Annotated in this window: 24 protein-coding genes; 21 read left to right on the top strand and 3 right to left on the bottom strand. The window is 34.0% G+C overall.

The window, feature by feature from the left end; all coding sequences use genetic code 11:
* Nucleotides 1-166: 166 nt before the first annotated feature.
* Nucleotides 167-1,537 (bottom strand): signal recognition particle protein, encoded by a 1,371-nt coding sequence (gene ffh / locus QGN23_RS04915; protein ID WP_282905892.1) that lies wholly within the window; start codon nt 1,535-1,537, stop codon nt 167-169.
* Between the two features lie 154 nt (nt 1,538-1,691).
* Here ffh and QGN23_RS04910 point away from each other — a divergent pair, with 154 nt between their 5' ends.
* The 17 genes from QGN23_RS04910 to QGN23_RS04830 all read left to right on the top strand — a co-directional run bounded on the left by QGN23_RS04910 (nt 1,692) and on the right by QGN23_RS04830 (nt 17,008).
* Nucleotides 1,692-1,877 carry a hypothetical protein gene (locus QGN23_RS04910; protein ID WP_282905891.1) on the top strand — a complete coding sequence of 62 codons (186 nt, stop codon included), beginning with the start codon at nt 1,692-1,694 and terminating at the stop codon, nt 1,875-1,877.
* 80 nt (nt 1,878-1,957) lie between these two features.
* Nucleotides 1,958-3,073, top strand: a complete 1,116-nt coding sequence (gene atpB / locus QGN23_RS04905) for a F0F1 ATP synthase subunit A (RefSeq protein WP_282905890.1) — start codon at nt 1,958-1,960, stop codon at nt 3,071-3,073.
* 41 nt (nt 3,074-3,114) lie between these two features.
* Complete coding sequence (locus tag QGN23_RS04900; protein WP_034716508.1) at nt 3,115-3,336, top strand: ATP synthase F0 subunit C; 222 nt, start codon at nt 3,115-3,117, stop codon at nt 3,334-3,336.
* A 93-nt stretch (nt 3,337-3,429) separates the two neighbouring features.
* Nucleotides 3,430-3,918, top strand: coding sequence for a F0F1 ATP synthase subunit B (gene atpF / locus QGN23_RS04895; RefSeq protein WP_133440786.1), 489 nt, complete (start codon nt 3,430-3,432; stop codon nt 3,916-3,918).
* Nucleotide 3,919: 1 nt separating this feature from the next.
* Nucleotides 3,920-4,459, top strand: a complete 540-nt coding sequence (gene atpH / locus QGN23_RS04890) for an ATP synthase F1 subunit delta (protein ID WP_282905889.1) — start codon at nt 3,920-3,922, stop codon at nt 4,457-4,459.
* A gap of 18 nt (nt 4,460-4,477) precedes the next feature.
* A complete protein-coding gene (atpA, locus tag QGN23_RS04885; RefSeq protein ID WP_133440784.1) occupies nt 4,478-6,055 on the top strand; it encodes a F0F1 ATP synthase subunit alpha in 1,578 nt (525 codons plus the stop codon).
* Nucleotides 6,056-6,125: 70 nt separating this feature from the next.
* Complete coding sequence (atpG, locus tag QGN23_RS04880; protein WP_133440783.1) at nt 6,126-6,983, top strand: ATP synthase F1 subunit gamma; 858 nt, start codon at nt 6,126-6,128, stop codon at nt 6,981-6,983.
* Between the two features lie 156 nt (nt 6,984-7,139).
* Complete coding sequence (locus tag QGN23_RS04875; protein ID WP_282905888.1) at nt 7,140-8,498, top strand: hemolysin family protein; 1,359 nt, start codon at nt 7,140-7,142, stop codon at nt 8,496-8,498.
* A gap of 32 nt (nt 8,499-8,530) precedes the next feature.
* Nucleotides 8,531-8,848, top strand: a complete 318-nt coding sequence (locus tag QGN23_RS04870) for an ATP-dependent Clp protease adaptor ClpS (protein ID WP_282905887.1) — start codon at nt 8,531-8,533, stop codon at nt 8,846-8,848.
* A 42-nt stretch (nt 8,849-8,890) separates the two neighbouring features.
* Complete coding sequence (locus QGN23_RS04865) at nt 8,891-9,547, top strand: rhomboid family intramembrane serine protease (protein ID WP_282905886.1); 657 nt, start codon at nt 8,891-8,893, stop codon at nt 9,545-9,547.
* A gap of 267 nt (nt 9,548-9,814) precedes the next feature.
* Entirely contained in the window at nt 9,815-11,536 is a 1,722-nt protein-coding gene (locus tag QGN23_RS04860; RefSeq protein WP_282905885.1) for a helix-turn-helix domain-containing protein, read from the top strand.
* 464 nt (nt 11,537-12,000) lie between these two features.
* The gene (locus QGN23_RS04855) at nt 12,001-12,873 is read left to right on the top strand and encodes a hypothetical protein (RefSeq protein WP_282905884.1); all 873 of its coding nucleotides are present in this window, start codon (nt 12,001-12,003) and stop codon (nt 12,871-12,873) included.
* Nucleotides 12,870-13,286, top strand: a complete 417-nt coding sequence (locus QGN23_RS04850) for a hypothetical protein (protein ID WP_282905883.1) — start codon at nt 12,870-12,872, stop codon at nt 13,284-13,286. The genes QGN23_RS04855 and QGN23_RS04850 overlap by 4 nt, the downstream gene beginning before the upstream one ends.
* A gap of 136 nt (nt 13,287-13,422) precedes the next feature.
* Nucleotides 13,423-13,689 (top strand): transposase, encoded by a 267-nt coding sequence (locus tag QGN23_RS04845; RefSeq protein WP_282904626.1) that lies wholly within the window; start codon nt 13,423-13,425, stop codon nt 13,687-13,689.
* On the top strand, nt 13,683-14,501 hold the full coding sequence (locus tag QGN23_RS04840) for an IS3 family transposase (RefSeq protein ID WP_282904633.1): 819 nt from the start codon (nt 13,683-13,685) through the stop codon (nt 14,499-14,501). The genes QGN23_RS04845 and QGN23_RS04840 overlap by 7 nt, the downstream gene beginning before the upstream one ends.
* A gap of 354 nt (nt 14,502-14,855) precedes the next feature.
* On the top strand, nt 14,856-15,686 hold the full coding sequence (locus tag QGN23_RS04835) for a TonB-dependent receptor (protein ID WP_282905882.1): 831 nt from the start codon (nt 14,856-14,858) through the stop codon (nt 15,684-15,686).
* 8 nt (nt 15,687-15,694) lie between these two features.
* Nucleotides 15,695-17,008 (top strand): outer membrane beta-barrel protein, encoded by a 1,314-nt coding sequence (locus tag QGN23_RS04830; RefSeq protein ID WP_282905881.1) that lies wholly within the window; start codon nt 15,695-15,697, stop codon nt 17,006-17,008.
* Nucleotides 17,009-17,287: 279 nt separating this feature from the next.
* On the opposite strand, the gene QGN23_RS04825 is transcribed toward QGN23_RS04830, so the two are convergent.
* Nucleotides 17,288-19,543, bottom strand: a complete 2,256-nt coding sequence (locus tag QGN23_RS04825; RefSeq protein WP_282905880.1) for a CocE/NonD family hydrolase — start codon at nt 19,541-19,543, stop codon at nt 17,288-17,290.
* 26 nt (nt 19,544-19,569) lie between these two features.
* Complete coding sequence (locus QGN23_RS04820; RefSeq protein WP_282905879.1) at nt 19,570-21,306, bottom strand: helix-turn-helix domain-containing protein; 1,737 nt, start codon at nt 21,304-21,306, stop codon at nt 19,570-19,572.
* Nucleotides 21,307-21,435: 129 nt separating this feature from the next.
* Here QGN23_RS04820 and QGN23_RS04815 point away from each other — a divergent pair, with 129 nt between their 5' ends.
* From QGN23_RS04815 to QGN23_RS04800, 4 genes are all read left to right on the top strand, one after another.
* Nucleotides 21,436-21,756 (top strand): peroxiredoxin family protein, encoded by a 321-nt coding sequence (locus QGN23_RS04815; RefSeq protein ID WP_282905878.1) that lies wholly within the window; start codon nt 21,436-21,438, stop codon nt 21,754-21,756.
* Nucleotides 21,757-21,974: 218 nt separating this feature from the next.
* The gene (locus QGN23_RS04810) at nt 21,975-23,075 is read left to right on the top strand and encodes a TlpA family protein disulfide reductase (protein WP_282905877.1); all 1,101 of its coding nucleotides are present in this window, start codon (nt 21,975-21,977) and stop codon (nt 23,073-23,075) included.
* 576 nt (nt 23,076-23,651) lie between these two features.
* Nucleotides 23,652-24,488 (top strand): GLPGLI family protein, encoded by an 837-nt coding sequence (locus tag QGN23_RS04805; protein WP_282905876.1) that lies wholly within the window; start codon nt 23,652-23,654, stop codon nt 24,486-24,488.
* Between the two features lie 72 nt (nt 24,489-24,560).
* The gene (locus QGN23_RS04800) at nt 24,561-25,382 is read left to right on the top strand and encodes a GLPGLI family protein (RefSeq protein ID WP_282905875.1); all 822 of its coding nucleotides are present in this window, start codon (nt 24,561-24,563) and stop codon (nt 25,380-25,382) included.
* The last annotated feature ends 20 nt before the right edge of the window (nt 25,383-25,402 follow it).

The raw sequence follows: 25,402 nt of genomic DNA, 5'->3' as shown, positions 1-25,402 counted from the left end.
ATTTAATTAAAAAAGAACTGTTTTGCTTTGGTGAGACAGTTTTTTATTTTTCAGTAAACCTGTTGTGTTCCGTGAGCGATGTACCTTGTGAATTATCTTTGCGGAGCGTGCAAAAAAAATCCTGAGCGTTATTAACACACAGGATTTTTTTATATATAAGTTTAAATTATCTTCCAAATAAATTACCGCCGCCCATTCCCGGGACTTTCGGCATTCCTTTGCTCATCATTTCCATCATTTGTTTTCCCTGTGGTCCCTGCATCATCTTCATCATTTTGCCCATTTGGTCAAACTGTTTCATCAAAGCATTCACATCCTCGATTTTTCTTCCTGCACCTTTGGCAATTCTGTTTTTTCTCTGGGTATTAATAATAGAAGGTCTTCTTCTTTCTTCGGGCGTCATGGAATGAATGATCGCTTCAATATGTTTAAAGGCGTCATCCTGAATATCGACATCTTTAATGGCTTTCCCAACTCCCGGAATCATCCCCATCAAATCTTTCATATTCCCCATTTTTTTGATCTGATTGATTTGTTTTAAGAAATCATCAAAACCAAATTCATTCTTGGCAATTTTTTTATGAAGTTTTTTGGCTTCTTCTTCGTCAAACTGTTCCTGTGCTCTTTCTACCAATGAAACCACGTCACCCATTCCCAGGATTCTGTCGGCCATTCTTTCCGGATAGAAAATATCCAGCGCTTCCATTTTTTCTCCGGTCGAGATAAACTTAATCGGTTTCTCTACGACGGAACGAATTGTCAAAGCAGCACCACCACGAGTATCACCATCTAATTTGGTAAGGACAACACCGTCAAAATTTAAAGCTTCGTTAAAGGCTTTAGCCGTATTCACAGCATCCTGACCGGTCATGGAATCTACGACGAAAAGCGTTTCATCCGGTTTAATGAAATAGTGAACAGATTTGATTTCGTTCATCATCTGCTCATCAATTGCCAAACGGCCTGCCGTATCCACAATGACGACATCGTGACCATTTTCTTTCGCAAACTTCACCGCATTTTCTGCAATCGAGGAAGGATTCAGTGCACCTTCTTCTGTATAAACAGGAATGCCGGTTTGTGAGCCCAATATTTTCAACTGCTCAATTGCGGCCGGTCGGTAAACGTCACAAGCCACCAAAAGCGGTTTTTTATTTCTTTTCAGTTTTAAATAGTTCGCTAATTTTCCGGAAAAGGTGGTCTTACCCGAACCTTGTAAACCCGCAATCAAGATAACGCTTGGTTTGCCCGAAAGATTAATCCCTTCGTGGGTGCTTCCCATTAATTCTACCAGTTCGTCATGAACGATTTTGGTCATTAACTGTCCCGGCGTTAAACTGGTCAGTACATTTTGCCCGAGTGCTTTGTCCTGAACTCTCTTGGTGAGGTCTTTCGCTACTTTGTAATTAACGTCGGCATCCACCAACGCGCGGCGGATTTCCTTTACCGTTTCTGCAACGTTGATTTCTGAAATTTTCCCGCGCCCTGAAATATTCTGAAGCGCTTTGTCTAATTTATCCTGTAAGCTGTTGAACATAATTTTTCTTTAAGAGTTGCAAAAATAAGTAATTTCGCCCAATTGTCGTAAAGTTGCTTATTTTTGCCGGATGAATATCCTGACTATCGCTTTATTATTCCTTTCAGCAGCTTGCTTAAATGTAATTATGTTCTACGTTTTTAAAAAATATTTGATGAAAACAGAAAATCCTGCCATGTTATTTTTAATCATCAATATATTTAAAGACATTATTTGGGTAGGGTACTGGTTGATTAATTTAGAGACCAACCAAACCAATTTCTTATTCCTTATTGGAATTTTTTTGGTGACTTCTTTTGCCTTATATTTCAAAGTAATCCGCTTATTAAATCGTTCCTGAAAATAACTGATAAAAATCAATTTTTAATATTGGTGGGTTTTAATAAAATCAATATATTTGCAAACCGATAAATTTGACCTATGAACAAGAGAATTTCTTCTTTATTTTTCGTTTTATTTCTAACGCTTTCAAGTGTTTTCACTTATGCACAGCAAGAAGTTGAAGCCAAGACCCCTGAGAGTTTAGAACAGACAATCGTAGAGGATAATCAAAAATTCGATGCGAAGGAGATGATTATGAGTCACATTAGCGACGCTAATGAGTGGCATATCTTAACTTTGAACGAAGGAACTGCGGAGGAAAAACATATTTCTATTCCTTTACCTGTTATTATCAAAGATAAAAACGGGCTTCACATGTTCATGTCGAGTGCGATTGCTCACGGTCACGAACATGAAGGTTATACTTTAGAAAACGGTATTGTAAAATCAACACAGGGGTTGGAACAGGCCAAATTATTTTCGGTAATGAGCGGAAAGCAAACTGAAGCAAATGCTTTTTATGATTTCTCGATTACGAAAAATGTTGCTGCGATTTTTATCTCCATCTTTTTCATGTTGCTTGTCTTTATAGGAATGGCAAAAGGATATGCTAAAACTTTGGTTCCAAGTGGATTTGGCAGATTTATGGAGCCGGTTATTCTTTTTATCAGAGATGAAGTGGCGATTCCCAATATTGGTGCGAAAAAGTATAAAAAATACATGCCTTATTTATTAACTGTATTTTTCTTTATCTGGATTAATAATATGTTTGGTTTAGTTCCATTGCCTCCTTTTGGATATAACTTAACAGGAAATATTGCAATTACAGCAGTTTTAGCAATTATCACTTTATTAATTACCATCTTCAGTGCCAACAAAGATTACTGGAAACATATTTTTATGCCACCGGTGCCATTATTATTATATCCGATCATGGTGCCGATTGAAATCATCGGGATTTTCACCAAACCATTTGCCTTAATGATGCGTCTCTTTGCAAACATCACTGCAGGTCACATTATGGTGTTGGCGATTATGTCACTGATCTTTATCTTTAAAACACCGCTTTTAGGTTTCGCTTCTGTTCCACTTGGATTATTCATCGGAGTATTGGAACTATTGGTAGCAGCTTTACAGGCGTATATTTTTACCGTTCTTTCTGCTTTGTTTATTGGGATTGCAGTACAGGAGCACGAACACGAAGGAGCGCATTAGTATTTAATTTAGAATATTTTTAACCTATATATTTTTTTATTATGGAAATCATTTCACAAGGAACTGGACTTATTTACGTTGGAATCGGATTAGCAGTATTAGGCGTTGGTCTAGGTATTGGTAAAATCGGTGGACATGCAATGGATGCTATTGCAAGACAACCAGAGCAGGCAGGTAAAATCCAGGGAGCAATGCTTATTGCTGCAGGACTTATCGAGGGTGCTGGTTTGATCGCGATCATCTTTGGAGCGTTCGTAAAATAAGAAACCTCAGAAACTAATTCTTAGCAGCGCGGTTGGCTCTGCTAAGAGTTTTTTTAATTCCATATAGAAAAAAAATTACAAAAAATTACAATTATGATAGAACCGGGAATTGGCTTATTGTTTTGGATGACTTTAACCTTTTTGATCCTTTTGTTTTTATTGGCAAAGTTTGCATGGAAACCAATTTTAACTGCAATTAACGAAAGAGAAGTTACCATTGTAGATTCTTTGAACCAGGCTAAATTGGCCAGACAGGAAGTTGAAAACCTGAAAGCTGAAAACGAAATCATCATCCGTGAGGCGAAAGTTGAACGTGATCAGATTTTAAAAGAAGCCAGAGATATCAGAGACAGAATTGTAGGGGAAGCCAAAGGTATTGCAAAAGCAGAAGGCGATAAAATGATTGACGCTGCCAGACAAACTATTCAGGCTGAGAAATCTGCTGCAATGGCAGACATCAAAAGCCAAATCGGTACCTTGTCTGTAAACATTGCAGAATCTATTTTGAAACAGAAACTGGATAACGATGGTGCACAGGATGCATTGGTAGCGAATATCCTTAATACCTCTAACTTAAACTAGTATGCGTACAAGTAAAGTTGCAAAAAGGTATGCACAGGGTTTACTGAATTTCACCCAGGAAGCAGGAAGTACAGCTTCTGTTTTTGGTGAAATGAAGGACTTGGTGAATACCATCGAAAAATCAAAAGAGTTGCAGAGCTTTTTCCATTCGCCGATTATCGAGGTGAAGAAAAAAATAAGTGTTTCCGAAGAGATTTTTAAGAGCTTTTCTCCAGTGACCAGAAATTTAATCCAATTGGTTATCAAGCATGGCCGGGAAGCACAGTTGATCAATATCGGACAGGAATTTATTAATAAAGTGGATGATATGAATGGAGTACAGAGAATTACGCTGACTTCTGCAACCGCACTTTCTGATGAAAATATTAAAAATATTCTGAAATCTACCAGCCTTGTTAATCATAATAACCAGTTCGATGTAAAATCTATCATCAATCCTGAGATCTTAGGAGGATATATTTTGCGGGTGGGCGATCAGCAGGTAGACGCATCGGTGAAATCAAAATTAAGCCGACTGAAAAAAGAATTTCAATTAAATTAAGACAAAAACAACCATAAAATGGCAGAAATAAATCCGGCAGAAGTATCTGCAATTCTTAAACAGCAGCTAGCCAACTTCGAGACGCAGTCGAATGTAGAAGAAGTAGGAACGGTATTAACCATCGGTGATGGTATCGCTTTAGTGTACGGTTTAGAAAATGTTCAGTACGGTGAATTGGTAAAATTCCAAAGCGGTGTTGAAGGAATCGTTCTTAACCTTGCTGAAGACAACGTTGGGGTCGCTCTTTTGGGGGAATCCAAATTAGTAAAAGAAGGTGACACGGTTAACAGAACTCAAAGAATTTCATCGATCAAAGTTGGTGAGGGAATGTTGGGAAGAGTAGTAGATACCTTAGGAAATCCTATTGACGGTAAAGGACCAATCACTGGTGAAACGTATGAATTGCCATTGGAAAGAAAAGCTCCGGGAGTAATTTTCCGTCAGCCGGTAACTGAACCGTTACAGACCGGTATCGTTGCGATTGACTCGATGATTCCTGTAGGAAGAGGACAAAGAGAATTAATCATCGGTGACCGTCAGACAGGGAAAACGGTGGTAGCGATTGACACGATTATTAATCAAAGAGAATTTTATGATGCAGGTGAACCTGTATTCTGTATATATGTAGCGATTGGACAAAAAGGTTCAACCGTTGCTCAGATTGTTAAAACATTAGAAGATAAAGGCGCTTTAGCATATACGGTAATCGTAGCAGCAAACGCTTCTGATCCGGCACCGATGCAGGTTTATGCACCAATGGCAGGAGCAGCAATCGGTGAGTTTTTCCGCGATACCGGTCGTCCGGCATTGATTATCTATGATGATTTATCCAAACAGGCGGTGGCTTACCGTGAACTTTCTCTTTTGTTGAGAAGACCACCGGGCCGTGAAGCTTATCCGGGAGACGTTTTCTACCTTCACTCCAGATTATTGGAGAGAGCAGCAAAAATCATCAAAGATGATACGATTGCAGCACAGATGAATGATTTACCGGATTCATTGAGACCTTTGGTAAAAGGAGGAGGTTCTTTAACCGCACTTCCGATTATCGAAACTCAGGCAGGGGACGTTTCAGCGTATATTCCTACCAACGTAATTTCGATTACAGACGGTCAGATTTTCCTTGAAACCGATTTGTTTAACTCAGGAGTCCGTCCGGCAATTAACGTAGGTATTTCTGTATCGCGTGTTGGAGGTAATGCTCAGATTAAATCAATGAAAAAAGTTTCCGGAACTTTGAAACTGGATCAGGCACAATATAAAGAACTGGAAGCATTTGCTAAATTTGGTTCAGACTTAGATGCTTCCACGCAGGCAGTTATTTCTAAAGGGGAAAGAAACGTAGAAATCCTGAAACAACCGGTAAACTCTCCACTTCCTGTGGATAGCCAGGTTGCGATGATTTATGCTGGAACAGAAAACCTGTTGAGAAATATCCCAATCAATAAAGTGAAAGAATTCCAGATAGAATATGTAGCGTTCCTGAGATCAAAATATCCTGAAACAATGGCAGCCATTAAATCCGGAAAAATTGACAACTCGATTACAGATATTCTGAAACAGGCCGCTGTAGAATTAGCATCGAAATACAACTAAAAAATATTCAATTTTCAGTATTCAGGATTTTTAATTTTGAATACTGAATTTTAAACATTGACTTCATAGAATGGCAAACTTAAAAGAAATACGAGGAAGAATTACTTCAATCTCTTCAACAATGCAGATTACGAGTGCGATGAAAATGGTTTCGGCAGCGAAACTGAAGAAAGCAACCGATGCAATTGTCATGTTGAGACCTTACTCAGAGAAATTACAGGAAATTATAGAGAATGTAAGTTCCACGGTAGATTTAGAAGGCGTGTCGGGCTACACCGAAGAAAGAGAAGTGAACAAAGTTCTTTACATCGTTGTCACTTCTAATAAAGGTCTTGCCGGCGCATTTAACTCTGCGGTAATCAAAGAATTGAATCTCTCGGTTGCAAATGCAGCGCATGAGATCGAAATTCTTACCGTTGGTAAAAAAGTATATGACGCGGTTCGCAGAAGCAGAAAAGTGTACGATAATCAAAGTGCTATTTTCGATGGCATGAGCTTCGAGGTCGTTTCCAATTTTGTAGAAAACGTAATGAAAGATTTCCGTGAAGGAAGTTTTGACAAAGTATATTTGATTTACAATAAGTTCATCAATGCGGCTACACAGGAAGTTATTAAAGAACAGTTGTTGCCGATCGCATTACCGGAAAAAACCGAAGTTTCCAATACCGATTATATCTTTGAGCCTACGGCGAAAGAAATTTTAGAAGTATTAATGCCGAAGTCGATAAAAACTCAGGTTTACAAAGCGATTTTGGATTCGGTAGCTTCAGAGCACGGTGCCAGAATGACTGCGATGCACAAAGCGACCGACAACGCAGAAGCATTGAGAAATGATCTTAAAATATTCTATAATAAGGCTCGTCAGGCTGCAATTACCAACGAGATTTTGGAAATTGTAGGAGGTGCAGAAGCATTGAAAAATTCATAACTTCTAAGAAAACAATAGTTTTCTTTTATAAAACTGAAAAGCACCATCATTGATCGGTGCTTTTTATTTGGAGTAAACTTCAGTTCCTATTCTCAGAATAGTTAATATTAATTATTTTATTTACGTATCTTTGTCGCAATATTTTTAAATTTCTAAATGGATTCTGACATAATTAAGCTTTTTTTAGCTGTATTTTTAGTAGTACTGAATGGTTTTTTTGTAGCCGCAGAATTCTCAATCGTTAAAGTCCGGTACTCTCAGATTCAATTAAAAGCCGCCGAGGGGAACGCCATGGCAAAGCAGGCGGAGCATCTGATAAAGCATCTGGATGAATACCTTTCTGCCACACAGTTAGGGATTACCTTAGCATCCCTTGCTTTAGGTTGGGTTGGGGAAAGTGCGATGCATCACGTCATCGAAAATATTTTCCATTATTCCAATGTAGCAGTTGCAGACAGTACGATTACCACCATTTCACTTATTCTGAGCTTCCTGATTATTACGATCATGCATATTGTGTTTGGTGAATTAATTCCTAAATCAATTGCAATCCGAAAATCTGAGCAGACCGCTATGTTTATTGCGGTTCCTTTACGGGTTTTCTATACCGTGTTCAAACCGTTTATCTGGTCGATGAATCACATGTCGAATGCTTTTCTGCGTTTGGTGAAAATTCACCCTGCTTCAGAACAGGAAATTCACTCCACTGAAGAATTGCAGTTGCTTGTAAAACAATCTGCTGACTCAGGGGAAATCGAAGAAGAGAATTACGAAATCATTAAAAATGCGTTCGATTTTACAGATCACTCCGCAAAGCAAATCATGATTCCCAGACAGAATATCTCGTCGATTGATATCGAACTGCCGATCGAGGATATCATTAATATCATTATGGAAGGCGGGTATTCCAGACTTCCGGTTTATCAGGATTCTATTGACAATATCATCGGGATATTTTACGCCAAAGAAATTATCCGTGAATATGTGAAGAGAAAAGGTGAAATCGATCATGATGATTTAAAAGATTTGATGCGGGATGCATTCTTTGTGGTCGGGAGTAAAAAGATTTCTGACCTGCTGAAAGTCTTCCAGCAGAAAAAGCAGCATTTAGCCGTAGTTATTGACGAATTTGGAGGTACCGAAGGAATTGTTACTTTGGAAGACATTTTAGAGGAATTGGTCGGCGAAATACAGGATGAAGAAGACGATGAAGAAAGAATTGTTGACAAAGTGGGAGAGAATGTTTTCTGGGTAAAGGCGACACAGCCTTTAGATGAAATCAATGAAAAATTACCCAAAATGTTCCCGTTGTCAGATGACGGCGAATACAACACGTTGGCCGGGTTTATCCTGCATGAACTGGAAGATATTCCAGCTGAAAATGAGGAATTTAATATCAATAACTACCATGTTAAAATTCTGAAAATGCAGAATAAAAGTGTGGATCTGGTGGAATTAACCTACAACGAACCACGCATCATGAATGATTTGTCTAATGAAATAGGAGAAATTTAATGTAAAGAATAGTGATTTTTAAAATTAAAGAAATGGGTTTACATTATAATATTCCGGCCAATATAAAGGATTACGAAAATCCGAAAAGGGAAACCGAAGAAGATATCGCGGTTCTGGAAAGAGAAGACGAAGTTTATAAACTGATTTTGTGGAATGACGATGTCAATACTTTTGATTACGTCATTGAAGCACTGATCGAAATTTGTGGTCATACCCTGGAACAGGCCGAGCAGTGTACCATGCTTGTTCATTACAAAGGCAAATGCACCGTAAAAACCGGGGATTTAGAAAAGCTGAAACCCATGCACGAAAAATTATTAGCAAGAAGTTTAACTTCAGAAATTGTTTAAACCAAAGTTTCGGATTTCGAAACTTTTATTTTATAAAAAAATATGAGTCCAGTTCTTTTGATCATTATTGCAGGCACCGCGATTTTCAGTTATATCGCCTTTAGCAATCACGCGCTTTTCGAAAAATACAAATTCAATGTCGGGGCCATTCTGCGCAACAAAGAATATGTGCGTTTGATTTCTGCCGGTTTTCTGCACGCAGATTTGATGCATTTGATATTCAACATGATGACGCTGTATTTCTTCGGCCCAATCGTGGTTCAGGCATTTGGAGCGTTCGGCTTTCTGCTCGTTTATTTTGGCTCCATTCTTTTGGGAAATATTTTCTCGCTTTATCTGTACAAAAATCAATCCTGGTATTCTGCGATTGGCGCGAGTGGTGGAGTTTCAGGGATTTTATTTGCCTCCATTGCGATGATTCCGGATTTAGGGATTTACTTTTTCTTTATACCGATTGCCATTCCGGGCTATATTTTCGGATTCGCCTATTTCGCCTATTCCGTTTACATGATGCTGAATCCCAAACAGCATGATAATGTCGGCCATGCTGCCCATTTAGGCGGCGCATTTTTCGGTTTGGTTTATGCCGTAGCCCTGCAGCCGGAGCGGGCGATCGAGAACGCATTTTACTTAGGAATCATGGCGCTTCCGTTGCTATATATGTCGTATATGGTTTTTGTAAAGAAGAGAATTAACTAGAATTTTCAGGAGCACCGAGATTTCGATTTTTTAGCGAAACCCGTCCCGCTGTCCGCTGTATCTTTTTCTCCGCTGCGCTGCGAAAAAGGATGCCGCTCCCATCGGGGCTAGAATTTCAGGTGGTTTGTTATTTAAGAAAAAAGTAAATAACGGCAGAAAATTTTTCAAAATCGATCTTATCGTTTCAGCATTATTGGCAATATCATTCTGAGTTTGTTGAAGATTTTTAAAAAATATTTTTCTTAAGTTCGTACAGCCAAATTCACTATGAAGAAAATTGTTCTGTTCTTTTTACTCCATTTCTCTTTAAACTTATGCTTTTCCCAGAGTGTAAAAGGATTTCAAATCCCGGATTCTTTAAATAAGAAGACTTATAAATATTTAGAATCCGCATTTAATTCAACAGTAAAAAGCGATTCCAAAAAAAGAGAATTATATGCGAACTCTATTCTCTTAAAAGGAAAAAAAGAAAAGAATGAAACCGGGATTTCCGACGGTTATCAGTTTTTGTATCGAAGTAAATCTGATCCTTCCTTTCTGGACAGCATGATTATCATCTCAAAAAAGAGTCAAGATTTCGATAACATATCGATCGCTTATTTACTTAAAGGGAACCACTATTATTTCACCTCTGATTATTCAAAATCTTTAAATAATTATTTGCTTGCCAAAGATTTTTCCAAAAACAATGAATACAATTATAATGTTGTCAATTTCAATATTGGTTTATTAAAGTTGGAATTAGGAAATTATCGAGAGGCCCAAAAATTATTTTTAGGTTATAAAAAATATTTGGACGGTGAGCAGTTGACCGATAAAATTGATTATATAAGTTGCTTATATACCATTGCATATACTTATACAAAAATGGATCAACTTGATCTGTCTGATTCTTTTATCAGATTAGGTTTAGAAATAAACAGCAAACTTCCTCCCAATGATAATTATCTTAATTTATTGCTAACATCCGGTATCAATCAATACAAAAGGAAGGAATATCTGCAGGCCCAAAAGACTTTAGAGAACGTTTCTAAACAAATCAAAGATCATTCTTACAATACCCAAAATTTAGCGTTAAGCGAATTTTATATCGGAATGAGTCAATATGAAAATAAAGATTACAAATTCTTAGATACTTTTAAAAAAGTAGATTCTCTTATTAACAAAACAAAATATTTAACTTCAGAATTAAGAGGTCTCTATCCGATTCTTATTGAACATTATAAAAAACTGAATGATAAAGAAAAACAGTTATTCTATATTGAGCACCTGTTAGATTTTGATCGTATTTTAAATAAAAATAGCCATCATCTTTCTACAGAAATTAATGAAAAATACGACACACCCATTCTGTTGAAAGAAAAGGAAAAATTGATTTCCGATTTGAATTCTAAAAATACCGTATTATATTGGATTAGCGGAATTATTGGATCAGCAGTTTTTATTTTGCTATTTCTATACTTTAAAAAAAGTAAGAAAGTTAAACATTATGAAGAGCAGGCAATTCTTTTAACCAAAAATTCAGAACCACTGATTACCACAATTATTGAGGGAAAATATATTGATGAAAATCACGATACCGGAAGAGTTAAAAATCAAATTTCAAAAACAGTTCTTTCTGAGGAACTATTAAATTCTCTTTATCTGAAATTCGAAAGTTTTGAAACGAAAAAAGAGTTTTTGAACAGAAACTTAAATTTAGACATTTTAGCAAAAGAATTTGAAACCAACAGAGATTACCTTTCTAAAGCCGTAAAAGAGTTGAAAGGCAAAAGTTTTTCGCAATATGTCAATGAATTAAGAATCACCTATCTCATCGAAGAATTAAAAATAAATCCAAACCTTCAAAAGTTGACCATAGCGGGAATTGCTGAAGAAGCTGGGTTTAATAATTCAGAAACCTTTACCTCTGCATTTAAAAAAATAACCGGTACACTTCCTTCCTACTATTTAAAGGCATTAAAAGAAGAACACAAACGATTAAGCTAAAAATTAGCTGACTTTTGTTTGCGATTTAAATTCCCAAGATTTATCAATTTCGGTATGCTTTTATTGCGCAGATAAACTAAATACTTCAAATTTGAAAAAACAAAGACTTCATTATTTAGTAGTTGATTTAAGCTGTTCGATATCATCATAGGTGTAAATTTCAGGTAATAAATTTTATAATACCGTATTTTGCAAAACACCAAATAGCAGATATTCTTTTAGGTTTAAAGGCCGCCGCATATAATTCAGGATTTATAAATTTAATCGAATAATTCACCCTATGAAGCTTCAGATAATTACAATAGTTTTATTTCTTCCATTTTCTTTCCTAATGGGGCAAAATAATTTCCAAATTGTAGGAAGTTCTGAATTGCTATAATGTATTCTAATTCAGATTTTTATCAAACAAGAGGTTATATTGTTGAAAGCTCAAGAATAGTTATATTTAAAATTATCAGTTAATTATGAAAAATAATATTATTTGTTTTGTTTTATTTTTATTTCTTACTTCTTGTTTAAAGACCAGTAATACACCATTAAATTTAGTAAATGTAATGCAAGAGGCAGATAGTTTGAATTTACTATCTGATAGTGCAACCATTTCAAACTATACCCATAAAAATTTAATTCCATTATTTCATTTATATAATAATTCTAAAAAAGCTATAATTTTAAAATATCTAACAAAATCAAAAGAAAAAAATAATCTTTTATTAGCTGAAGAACTTATAAAAAAAAATTATAGTAAAATAAATAAATGTGATTTAGGAACCAAAGAACTAATACAATATTATAATCTATATAGTAAATGCAACAAAAACAGTGAATTGAGCCAAATTAATTGGAATAAAATTTATGAAGATGATCAAATGTACAGAAGATTGTTTAATAAATACAATAATGATTCTCAAAAACTAGACAGCATAGGTCGTTTGACTATTAAACAAGATTCAATAAACAGGGAATTTGTAAAATCTTTAATAAAAAAACATACTTTAAATAAAATACTTGATGATGATTGTGATTGTTTGGCAAGCAAAAGTATCTTTTATATTGCTCAACACAGTGACATGGAAATTAATTTTAGAAAAGAAATATTGGAATATGTTTCAAAATCAAACTCCTATTCTTTAAATAATAAAGCTTATCTAATAGATAGAGATCTAGTGAGTGAAAAAAAGAAACAAAAATTTGGCACACAGCTAAAATTTAACGCTGACACAAAAAAATTAGGGTCAGATCCAATAGAGGACGTTAAAAACCTAGATTCCTTAAGATACGAATATAATTTGCCAAAGCTAAGTATATATTTAAAATATGTTAATAAAATAAGATGACTTATTTCAATAGATTTGCTTGTTGCTTGGTAAATTATGGGCATACAAGAAGTATAATTTGCGATACACAAAGAAATAATTATTACCTAATTCCAAATTCTCTCTATATTTTACTTATTGAAGAGTTTCCAAATTTTTCCATTGAAGAAATTTATGACAATTATGGAGAAGAAAATGAAAAACATTTAAAAGATTATTTAAATTTTTTATTAGTAAATGAAATAGGGTTTATAGATACCCAAATCATAAAAGAACTAATTCCTTTAAATTATAAGGTTGCTGAACCAATTTCTAGTATAATAATTGATTTAAGTAAAGAATCCTTTTTTCTTGAAGATTCAGTTCAAATTGCAAAATTTATTGATACAAATAGAATAAAACAATTACAAATTAGATGTTATGATTTGGTTTAGGAAATTTCCGATCAAAAAAAACGCTGTTGGTAATTTTCGCATTGACACACCAATATTTCAAGAAAGAGGGGGTACATGGCTTCTTTTTTTGGACAGATTAAAATTAGAGTATTAATTTTAACGTCAAGAAAAAACAATGAAAAAATCAAGATTTACGGAGGCCCAGATTTTAAAGGTGCTCCAGACCCAGCAAGAAGGTAAAAAAGTGGCAGAGATCTGCCGGGAGTTTGGGATTTCCGAGCAGACGTTTTATAACTGGAAGAGCAAATACGGCGGCATGACCCTCTCGGAACTCCAGCGTGTTAAGGAGCTGGAATCGGAAAATGCCCGCCTTAAGCGTATTGTTGCAGACCAGCAACTGTCCATCGATATTTTGAAGGAGATCAACGCAAAAAAGTGGTGACACCTTATCAAAAAGAGCGCTGTATTGCTTACCTGCAGGAGATAAAACCGGATGTAAGTTATGCTAAGGTGTGCCGCGTAATGGGACGCTCACGAACTTCAAAATATTATGAAAAGCGAATGCCGCCGAAGGATGAAAAGCTGAAAGGAGCCATCACATCAATATTGGGAACCAGCAGATTGGGACGCAAGAAAGTCATTGTGAAAGTGAAGAGGAAATTTCCTGAGTTCGGTGCTTCTCAAATCCGACGCGTGTATCAGAAGTATGGTTTTTCGCTTTACAGAAGAATGAAGAGAAAACGCTTCGACAATCCTGCCAATCCCATTTCTGTCCCGTTGGAGCAGAATGAGGAATGGGCAATGGACTTTATGAGTGATGCACTGGCAAGAGGTTCACGGTTCCGGACCCTGAATATTATTGATCAGTATAACAGAAAATGCCTGGACATTGATATTCGCACCTCGATGCCCTCCAGAGCGGTAATAACGTTTTTGGAGCGTGTTATCGAGAAGCATGGCAAACCCAAGGGTATCCGCACCGATAACGGTTCGGAGTTCACCTCGGGTCTGTTCCAGACGTGGCTGCATGAGAATAATATCGAATGGATCAAAATCCAGAAAGGAAAACCACAGCAGAACGCCATCATCGAGCGGTTCAACAAAACCTACCGGGAAGACATTCTGGATGCGCATTTATTTTTCTCACAGCAGCAGGTGAAGCAGCTTACTGCGGTGTGGATTGAGGATTATAACAATGAAAGACCGCATGAGGCACTGAACTTTAAAACCCCGGCGGAATATGAAGCAGCGTAAGGTTTTATTAAGGCATGAGCTTCTGAAATATTGTTCAGAAAAAAGCACCGCAAAAAGCAGTGCTCCTGAAAATTATATTTCGTCGGCCAACTTATCCCTGTCAGGTTGCTCCTCAGCAGCGCCTGATTCCGTTTCGGTTGGCAAGTGCAAATTTCAAATGAAAAAACTATATTTACAAACTGTCGAAAAAGTAGACCACTTACCAGGGAAAATTCAACTTGAAAAATGATGCAGAGATAACAATTGAAAAGAAATCAACTTATTAAAGTGATTTTCAAAATATTAAAATTAAAAAATAAGAAGATGTAACAAAACACTTCTTACTAATGTCTTTATAAAAAAGAAGCTTATTGCATGAAATTTACTATTCTTCCTATTGCCCTTGTTTGCTCAACATTTATCACGGCACAAACCAAACAAGACAGCACCAAACAAAAAGATATTCAGGAAATTGTCGTAATTGCTAAAAAACCTACGGTAGAAAATAAAGTAGACCGCACCGTTTTCAATGTAGCCAATAGTTCTATTCTTGCAGGAAATACCACTTGGGATGTCCTTCGAATGACGCCTTTGGTAAGTATTGATAATAATGATGTCGTTCAGGCTGAGGGGCAAAGTGTCACCGTTTATATTAATGATCGGAAATCGGTATTCTCAGGAAAAGAACTTAAAGAATATTTAAAAACAATCCCAGCCGAAAACCTGATGAAAATTGAGGTTATTACAAGTCCCTCCGCAAAATATGAAACCACCGGCGAAGTCATCAACATTGTTCTAAAGAAACTCGAGAATGAAGGTTTGAAAGGCAGTGCAACATTTAATAATAACCAAAGTGCCAAGAATTCGCAGTATTCTAATCTGAACCTCAATTATCATAAAAAAAGTTTTACCCAAACACTCACCGGCAGTTACGGTGATAATTCCGGCGTCAACACCACCGATAATCAAAATTTTTTGTACGCCAATAAAGCATTGAGACTTATTCATTCCGAAAACGTTTACAGAAATCTAAGTCCATCAATGTCTGCAACCTCCGAATTAGAGCTGAACGATAAAAACAATATCGGACTTATTTTTGAATATTACAGAAACAAAAGAAATCAAAATATCGATTCCTACGGAAGCAATTATTTGGATGACGTGTTCCAAAACTCCTACACCAAAAACCAAACATTGATGGTTTAAATCAAAATTTGGGAACCAATTTTTTTTACAAATATTATGATAAGGTTAAAAATAAAATTTTAGATATCAACCTTGGAGTTAACTATAACCGCTCCGAAGACTCTAACCACCATTTAACCTACCTCAACACCACATCAATCCCTTCTGGAAAAAGAATCGATGGCAATCGCCAACAAAGAGAATATTATCTGAAAGTAGATTACTCTCAACCCATCGGTGCAGACGGAAGCCAACTCGAATTTGGTGGGAAAATCGCTTTTAAAAATAATGGTATTCCGAATGATTATTTTAATTTAACGAATGGCAATTGGATCTTCGATGATTCCCAAAGTAATAATTTCAAATACTCCGACAACCAGAATTCACTCTACGCCAATTTCAGTAAAACTTTCTTTAAAAAACTGGAAACCAGAATCGGATTGAGATTCGAATACATTTCTTACACCGTTCGGCAAGAGGTTGGGAATATCGAAAAAAGCAATTCTTACGGCACGCTTTTACCAGATCTTTTATTGAAATATGCTTTATCCGAAAACTACAATCTAAGCGCAACTTATAATCACAATATTTGGCGACCGTATTATTCGGAATTTAATCCTTTTATGATGCCGACAAATGAGGAAGATACTTTTTATCGTGGAAATATGGATTTGCAGCCGAATCCAAGCGACCGGTTTTCTTTGAAATTGGGAATTAAAAAGAAATATTTTTTCTCTGCAACCTATTTTTTCAGTAACCACGATTATTGGACTTCCTATATCATTGAAGATGGAAAAACCATCAGCACACCTACTAATTTTGACGGTCGTGTTGAGACGCTATCGGGTAATTTTAATACCAATCAAACTTTTTTCAAAAATAAACTGAATGTCAATGTAAACGTTGGAGTTAACTATACGGACAACAGCGATTTCAACAAGAGAAATAAGATCAATGCAAAAGATTATATCACCAACATCACTGGTTCTACCAACATGTCTTACACAAATCTCTTTGAGAAAAACATTAATTTAAATGCGTGGCTTGGTGTTTTTACTCAGAATAATGGGAACTCGAATGGCAATGGAAGTAATGTATACCACACTTTTTCTGCGACCAAAATATTTCCAGTTCTTGAAATGGAAGCAACAGTAAGATTAAATAATATTTTCATGAAACCCTCCTTCGATAGTACAACTTTTGCCCCAATTGGAACCTTCCGAAATGTTGGAGTTTTCGACTGGTATGGCGTCTCTTTTTCCTTAGTTAAAAGATTTGGAAACCAGAAAGTGAAGGAAAATACGAAAACCAATGTCGAGAAAGATGGCGGTGGAGCCAAATAGAATACTAAACATTTTTTTTAGGTGCCAGAAAGATTTCCGCTTCTTAGAGAAACCCGTCCCGCTGTCCGCTGTATCTTTTTCTCCGCTGCGCTGCGAAAAAGGATGCCGCCCCCATCGGGGCTAGAATTTCAGGTGGTTTGTTATTTGAGGAAAAAAGTAAATAACGGCAGAAAATTTTTCAAAATCGATCTTATCGTTTCAGCATTATTGGCAATGTCATTCTGGGTTTGTCGAAGATTTTTCTGCTTTTTTAAATTATTGATAAGGAAATTGGGCCATTTAGTCTTGTGAAATTGGAATTTTTATATAGCTGTCATTGTATAACTTGATTTCTAAAGGTTCTTTTGCATCTTCTATTGATTCGTTGCTTACCTCTTTTCCTGATCCATAATTTATTTCGTAGAAAGGATTTTTGTTAACACCAATTACTGCAATTAATCGGCTGCCTCTTTCTATTTTTTTACTTATAAATTCATTGTTTTTTATTTGTATAGTGGCTTTCTTGTTAGGAATGAGTAATTTTCTTTTTTCAGGATTTTGGGAATAACTGGCTCTTCCTACATAGCTGGAAAGTAGAAAATATTTTCCGTCTGGTAAAAGCTCATATAGTTTTATATTAAGGTCAACATCTTTTTTATTGACTGAAATTTTAAAATTCCCAGAAAAATTTCCAGAAAACTCAAATGGCTTCTCAAAAATATTTGTTGAAAATGTCAAACTATTTTTATTATAAATTGTACTGCCTAAAATTTTCACTTCTTGTTTTATTAATTCACCGGCATCGCTTCTATCTTCGAAATTAATATTCAGTTTTGAAAAACCACTCTTTTTTGAGTTTGATTGAGATAAGACAAATTGATTATTCTGGTTTTGAAGATAAAACCTTAATTGATGTTCATCGAAATTTTCAATTGATGGAGTATGTTTCCATTGATTGGTTCCCATCACTTGATAATTAATTTTATCCTTGAAAAAAGTTGGTTTATTTTTTTCTTTCAACACATAATCAAACCATTCCATACAGATTTCATTCAGGTCAATTTTTGCAATAGGGGCAATTTTGTATCCTAATAATTCATTTTTGATGTAACCTTGTGCTCCGGAATGATCGTAAGGACCAATTATTAAATAATGATTGGCGTTTCTGTTATATTTATAATGATTTCGAAAATAATATAATGCTCCTAACTGATCTGAATCATAATATCCAGTTATTGTTAAAATAGGGATATTAATTTTTGAAAATTCCTCTTTGTAAGGAATCATATTTTTCCAATATTGATCATATCTCGGGTGTTGCAGCCAACGTTGAAAAACTTCATTTCTGTTTCCGCTAATAGAATCTAATTTATTGAAAGGAAGTCCACTTATGTACCATTTTTTATAAATTGAATTCCACTTTTCTTCATTCCTGAAATTTGCAGCATCCGTGGTGTTATTGTTTGTAACATAATTTAGCCATCTTAAAGAATATGAACCAAAGACGTTGTTATTCATAGGGAAATCCATAGAACCAATTCCCACAGAGGCTTGAGGAATTATGGTTTTAAGAGCTGGATGTAATTTTTTGGCTGCTGCCCATTGACTGAAACCTAAATAACTTCCTCCAATCATTCCAACTTTACCATTGCTCCAGGGTTGCTTTATAATCCAGTCAATTACCTCATTAATATCTTCTTGCTCATGCTCAAAAGGTTCAATTTTATCAGTGCTTAAATGTTTTCCACGAGTATAAATGTATACGCAGTTATAGCCATAACTTGCCCTCACTTTAGCATCATTGATATCATCTTCATCAGCATAAATTGTATTGATGATAATTGTAGATTCCGGGTTTTTAATTTTATTATTTATTACTACTCTGACAGATATATCGCGATTGGATTTGTTTTTTATCAAGATACTGTCTTTGACCGTAAAGTTTTCCGCGTCAAATTCTTTTAAATATTCATTTGCCAGGTGAAAAGATTTATTTGCTACAATATAACCGTTGTAGTCTCTGCAAAGTTTCAAAGCAGTTTTTACATCAACACTATCTTTTCCGATAAACTCTTTTTGCAGCAAATCTATAAGTCCTTTCCTTATTTTATCACTATCACCTTTAAAATACAGTGGTAAAATAATTTGTGATTTAGCAGGTAATGTTTCATATTTTTTTTTGAATTCAGTCTTATAGATATATTCAAAATTATTTTTGGCAGCTGGATTAATAATGGTTTTAATATAAATCTCATGTTGTGTCCCCATAGCATTTGCAATCGTAGAATTGCTGTCCATGTAAATACTTCTAACCGAATCCAACTCCGTAAGTGCTAAATCATATTTACCAGCGACAATGCTGATCCTATATATATTATCGTAATAGGTTGACTTATCTTTTTCATCATATTTTTGGAGAATTTTAGACGTGAGATGTTGTACCAAGCTCTCAATTTGATTAAAATCGATTTTCTCAGAAAATTGTTTTATGGCGATTTTTTGAGAAAATGATAACCCATAAAGTAGAATTAAAAAGAAAGAAAAATAGTGCTTCATTATTTGATTATAAAAAAATCAGTAATTTAGTTTTCGTGGTCTTTTTCCAATAGTTTGATGTAAAAGGACGGTAAAGTTCCAGTAGTTCGTTTAAAAGCATTCGAAAATGATTCTGAATTACTAAATCCAACTTCACTTGCAATAGCACTAATTGTGTATTTTCTTAATTTTTTGTCATTTTTTAGTTCTAGAAGAATGTAATTAATTCTTAACTCGTTTAAATATTGAGAGAAATTTTTTCCTTTTTCCTCATTTATAAATTTGGACAGATAGTCACGGTTGGTATCTAAATCTTCAGCAAGTTTACCTAACGTTAGATTGTTTTGTATAAAACCTTTACTACTTTCAAAATGAGTTATTTTAGTCTTTATGTCGTGGTAATTCTCTTCAGATAAAGTGCTTCTGTTTTTTTGATTATTATTTAATCTATTCTCACCACTTTCTACGATTCGTACTTTATTACTATTCTCAATTTCTACATTCTCCAGAAGAATAACAGCTTGCTTCTGATATCGTCGTAATCTCTCTCGCGTACGGAAATATATAACTGTCAAGACAAGAACTAATAGTGAACTAAATAGAAGAAACCACTGCAACGAATTGTTTTTATTTGCTAGTTTATTAATTAGCAGCTCTTTATCCTGTAATAATATTGGGGTGTCATATTTTTTGTAAATGTCTTTCGCAATATATTTGTTGTTATGAGCCATTACACTATCAGCATAAAACAAATGATTAATATATTTCAATTGTTCAACCTGATTTCCATCTTTTTTAAAATAATCTATTAGTCTTTCATATCCGTCACGGGTTACAGGTAGAAATTTATTTAACGCAAAAGATAAGGAGTCAGTCTTTAAAAAATAATTGATCGCTTCTTTTTCTTTTTGCGTTTGATCATAAGTCTTACCAAGGAAATAATAGGAGATTGCTAAATTTTCATAATCCTTATTCTTTAATAACTCCTTTTCTACGGATAAAAAACTTTTAATCGCCTCTTTATAATTTTTTAAATAGAAGTTTGAAACCCCATCGGACAGTATAAAGTAAGTGTAATAGGTATAATCCTTATATTTATGACATTCTTTTAAACCTAAATTGGAGTAAAATCTACTTTTATTATAGTCTTCATTTTTGCTGTAGCTGTTTGATAGAGAAAAGATAGATCCTATGTAGTTTTTTGTATCTCCATTATTGTTATTGTTAATTTTGTTTTTTTCATATCGATAATATTCTATAAAGAGAGGAAGCGCTTCCTCATTTTCGCCTGTAGCAGTTTTTAGAATACCAATAAGTTTTTTTACGTAAAAAAATTGATCTTTATTTTTATCTTTCGCCAGTTTTTGTGCCGAAATGAAATAATCGAGTGCATCCGAATACTTAAAGTCATAATATAATAGGGTCCCTTTTATGATATGTGCTTTTGCAGGATATTCATTTGAAATAAAATTTTTCGTCATTTGCAATAGAGAATCAGCAAAAGGATGTCCATTTTCAGAAGCAAGACCTTTCACATGTGCTAGTTTATAATAACCATCATAAATTAAATTAGAATTTTTGGTCATTTTACCTTTACGAAGAATTGCATTTGCATACAGTTCTGATTTAACATTATCAATTCGGAATACCTTATCATAGGATTCAGTAAGCTCCTTCCCACTTGTATTTTTAAGGGAATCTGGAATCTTAAAACCTACTACACTTTGGCTGAATATAAGATTATAGCATAAAATAAGTAGAATCGTTAACTGTTTTTTCCACATTTCACAAAATTTTTACAATAGTACAGATTTTAACTACAAATTGTTTGTCTAATATGAAAGTAATTTTTATTTAATTAAAAATCAGCGAAGTAAATTATTGTTTTAACTCTGTTTTTTATAAATTGTTGGATGCATCGAAAAAGATACAAACACTTTTCATCAAATAAACTAAAAAGGCAATGTTTTACAAAGTGCTACAAAGACAAAGGTTTTGAAATTATAGTATTCTCTACAGACAGGACACTAGATATTGCTAACTGGCGGAAAACCGTTGATAAAAACAATCTATCTTGGCAAAATGTTTTGGATGAAAATGGGGTAGAAGCAAAGAAATATAATATCAATCAATTTCCCACAACATTTCTTTTAGATGCGGAGGGAAATATTATTAAAAAAAATATTTCGCCAGAAGAATTAGCACAGTTTTTAGAGGAAAATCTTAAAAATTAAGAGTTAATATTTTAAATTTAAAACACGTCATTTTTGTAATTGTATCGTACAAATGACTTAATATCAACAATATAATAATATTATATCCCAAGATTTATCAATTTCGATATCCATTTTATCTTTTCTTCAAATATTAACATTAAGTTTGAAATGTCAGTAATAACGCGAGATAATTTAAAACATTTTAATTAAACCATTTTAATGATTAAAAAATGAAAATGAAAAAAAATAAAAAAAGACTATTTCTTTATCTTTTATTTTTTGCAGTATTTACTTATTCATGCAACAATAAGCAAACCGTCAAGATTGTTGGGGATATCCCCAATCTTCCGGATGGTACCGTTTATTTATTTAAATGGTCTATGCTCGATAAAATAGATAGTGCAGCAACTTCAAAAGGACACTTTGAAATGAATTACGAAGTGAAAGACGAGTTGCCCTTCTATATTGGCATATTTCACAGAGACAAAAAGAACGTTCAGAGGGTTATATCATATACTACCAATGTCCCTAAATGGGGGTCTCCAACTTTTATGACAGATCCTGTAATAAAAATAAAAGGAAACCTTATAGAATATACTCCTGGAAATATTATAACTTCTCCAGACGTAATCTTTGCGGATATCTCCATCTCTAAAATACAGGCAGGCAGGCAAACGGAGGCATTATTTAATACCGGCGACCCAATTTTTACAAACAACACTCCCGGCAATGTAAATATGATAAAAGAAAAACTCAAAAAATATCCTTTTTCATATCATATCCTTTATAAGCTTATTGATAATAAAACTGTTTTTAACAGCCATCAGACTGATGATTTTCTCAAATTGTTTGATGATAATATTAAGCAGAGCAAACCATATAAAGAACTTTTAGAATACAATAATAAAGCAAAAGAAATTGGAAAAATAACATTTCCTCTATTAGAAAATACACAGGGAAATAGAGTTGCTATGTTGGATCCTCATTATAAAAAACACCTCATTGTTTTTTGGGCAAGTTGGTGTGGTCCTTGCAGATTGGAGATTCCTATGCTTAAAAAAGCATATGATCGCAATGGAGAAAACATAGAATTTATTTCTATCTCTACGGATGATGATAAAAACTCATGGAAAAATGCACTTTTGAAAGAACAAATGCCTTGGAAGCAGCTCCTTATAGACAAGAAAAACCCGTCTTTTAACGATTTGCAAATATTACTGAAATTCAATACAGCCATTCCTTATACGGTATTAGTTGATAGTAATCTGAAAATTTTGGGATCTTCTACCGGACTTTCTTCCGAACAGTATTTGCTTAAGCTGATTAAAAAACAATGAATTTCCCAATCTATTAAGCAACTAGAAGTCGATATCCAATATAATTAGATATTTTCAATTTTGGTGTACCTAGTTTGTTTGTATAATACTGAGGATATACTCACAGTTGAAATATAAAATACAGCGGCATCCGAACAGCTTAATCGATCACTGAAAATATCAAATATTTGTACGATGGAAAATTTTAAAAAAAATTTCGAAAAAGGAGTTATAACCTTAGAATCGTCAATATATACTACGGCAAAATAATCCAAAATTTTGCCGAAACTACAAGAGAAGGAAGCCAACTTTTAGGTTTAAAAGGCGGTGCAGAAAATTTAGGATTTGGAAATTTGATTGATTGCAATACAAAAATATAAAACCTAAATACAAGAAAATTTATTAATTTCTGAGCTGAGTTTTCACTATTTTAATTTATAAATCTTGTAATGCCATATCTATAAAACACTAAATGTCAAACATTTAAGTAATTAATATCCCAAGATTTATCAATTTCGATATAGCTTTCATCTTTGCTCCAAATATTAATGTTAAGTTTGAAAGATCAATAATGGCAAAAACAAATAAAACATTTTTATGAAAAAAATATTTTCAGCTTTAATGCTTTTTTCGTTTTTAATTTCATTTTCTCAATACCGGTTTCATTACAGATATAGTTTTATACCAGACGGTAATAAAAAAGATTCCATCGTTCAAGATATCATGACCCTCGATGTTGATCTCAGCAAAAAAGAATCTAATTTTTATAATGATGCCAAAAGATATAATGACTCAATTTTAAGTAAAAATGGAGCAGCAGCGGTACAAAGGCTGTTTTTTCTACAACACAATTCTAACCTGACGTATAATATAACCAAAGATTTATTGAAGGACAAAATGATATACCATACAGTTTATTCTGGGATTCGAATGAAAATCACAGAAAAAAGTCGTCCGAAATGGGCTCTCGCGAATGAAGAAAAAAAAATAAGAGACTATCTATGTCAGAAAGCAGAAACAAATTTTAAAGGACGAAATTGGATTGCTTGGTTTACAAAAGAAATTCCGGTTTCTGAAGGTCCATATAAATTTTCGGGATTACCAGGATTGATTGTTGAAATCTATGATGAAGAAAAGAACCACGAATTTAGCTTGGTAGAAGTTAAAAAAAATAAAAATGCAGAATTACATGATTTTTCAAAAAAAGAAAAAGAAATTACCCAAATGCAGTTGAATAAACTTATTGATGATGGGTACAAAGATCCTAATGCAAACATCAAAGAAATGCACATTTCAAACAGTAATTATACATTCCTCCTGAATGATGGAAACATCTTGAAAATTCGAAAAGGCATAAAAAATTTAGACAGTGAACTTTCAAAACAAATGCGGCGTATGACGAATTCTATTGAAATTGAAAAACGGCTTAACTAAATATCCTCATTAAATCTTACCTATAGAAAAGTTTTCATAAAAAGTAACTTTTCAAATTTTTTAAAAAAAATTATGAAATATTTAATAATAATTTGTTTGATTTTACCGGCCATATATTTTTCTCAAGATACTCGATTTACATATCATTATAAATATGTTACAGATACTTTGAACAAAGATGTTAGCACCGATGAAATTGTAGTTTTAGATTTTAATGCCAAAGAAAAAAAATCTGTTTTCACTGGTCTGAAACATATCATCTCTGACTCAACCATGACAGCAAAATCAAGCCTGGGAATTTCATCATTCCCAGACATATCGACAAAAGTGAGATATGTTATTGAAAAAAATCACATCCAAAACTTAATGCATTTTTACACTACTAATCACCTGATTGATCCAGTTTTAAAAGTCAAAGATGATAGAGAGATGAATTGGGAAATTTCAAATGAAAAAGACAGCATATTGGGTTTTGCAGTTCAAAAAGCAACTATTTATTTTGCCGGAAGATATTGGACTGCATGGTACACTGACGAAATCCCTATATCCGATGGACCGTATAAATTCTACGGATTACCTGGCTTAATTTTGAAAATTTCAGATAAAACCAATACCCATCTATTTCAAATTTTATCTGTGAAAAAACAAAGATCTAATTATGTTGTTTTAGAGGACAAAACATACGAAAAAGTTAAACCAACTTCTTTAGCGGTATATAATAGAATTACTGAAGATGAAAGGAAATCCCCACTAGCAACTTTTAGAAACAAGGCTTTTACCGGAGAAATGTATTTTCACAGTAATGAGGAAAAACAAAAATTCTTAAATGAAATTGATAGAAAGGCAAAAGAAATAGAAATTCATGATAATAATCCTATTGAGCTAAATCATTAAATGAATTTTGAAAGGGATTG

It is taken from the genome of Chryseobacterium gotjawalense (assembly GCF_030012525.1).
Lineage (GTDB): Bacteria > Bacteroidota > Bacteroidia > Flavobacteriales > Weeksellaceae > Kaistella > Kaistella gotjawalense.
Note: the sequence above shows the minus strand (reverse complement) of the source record. Positions and strands in the feature narration are given on the sequence as shown.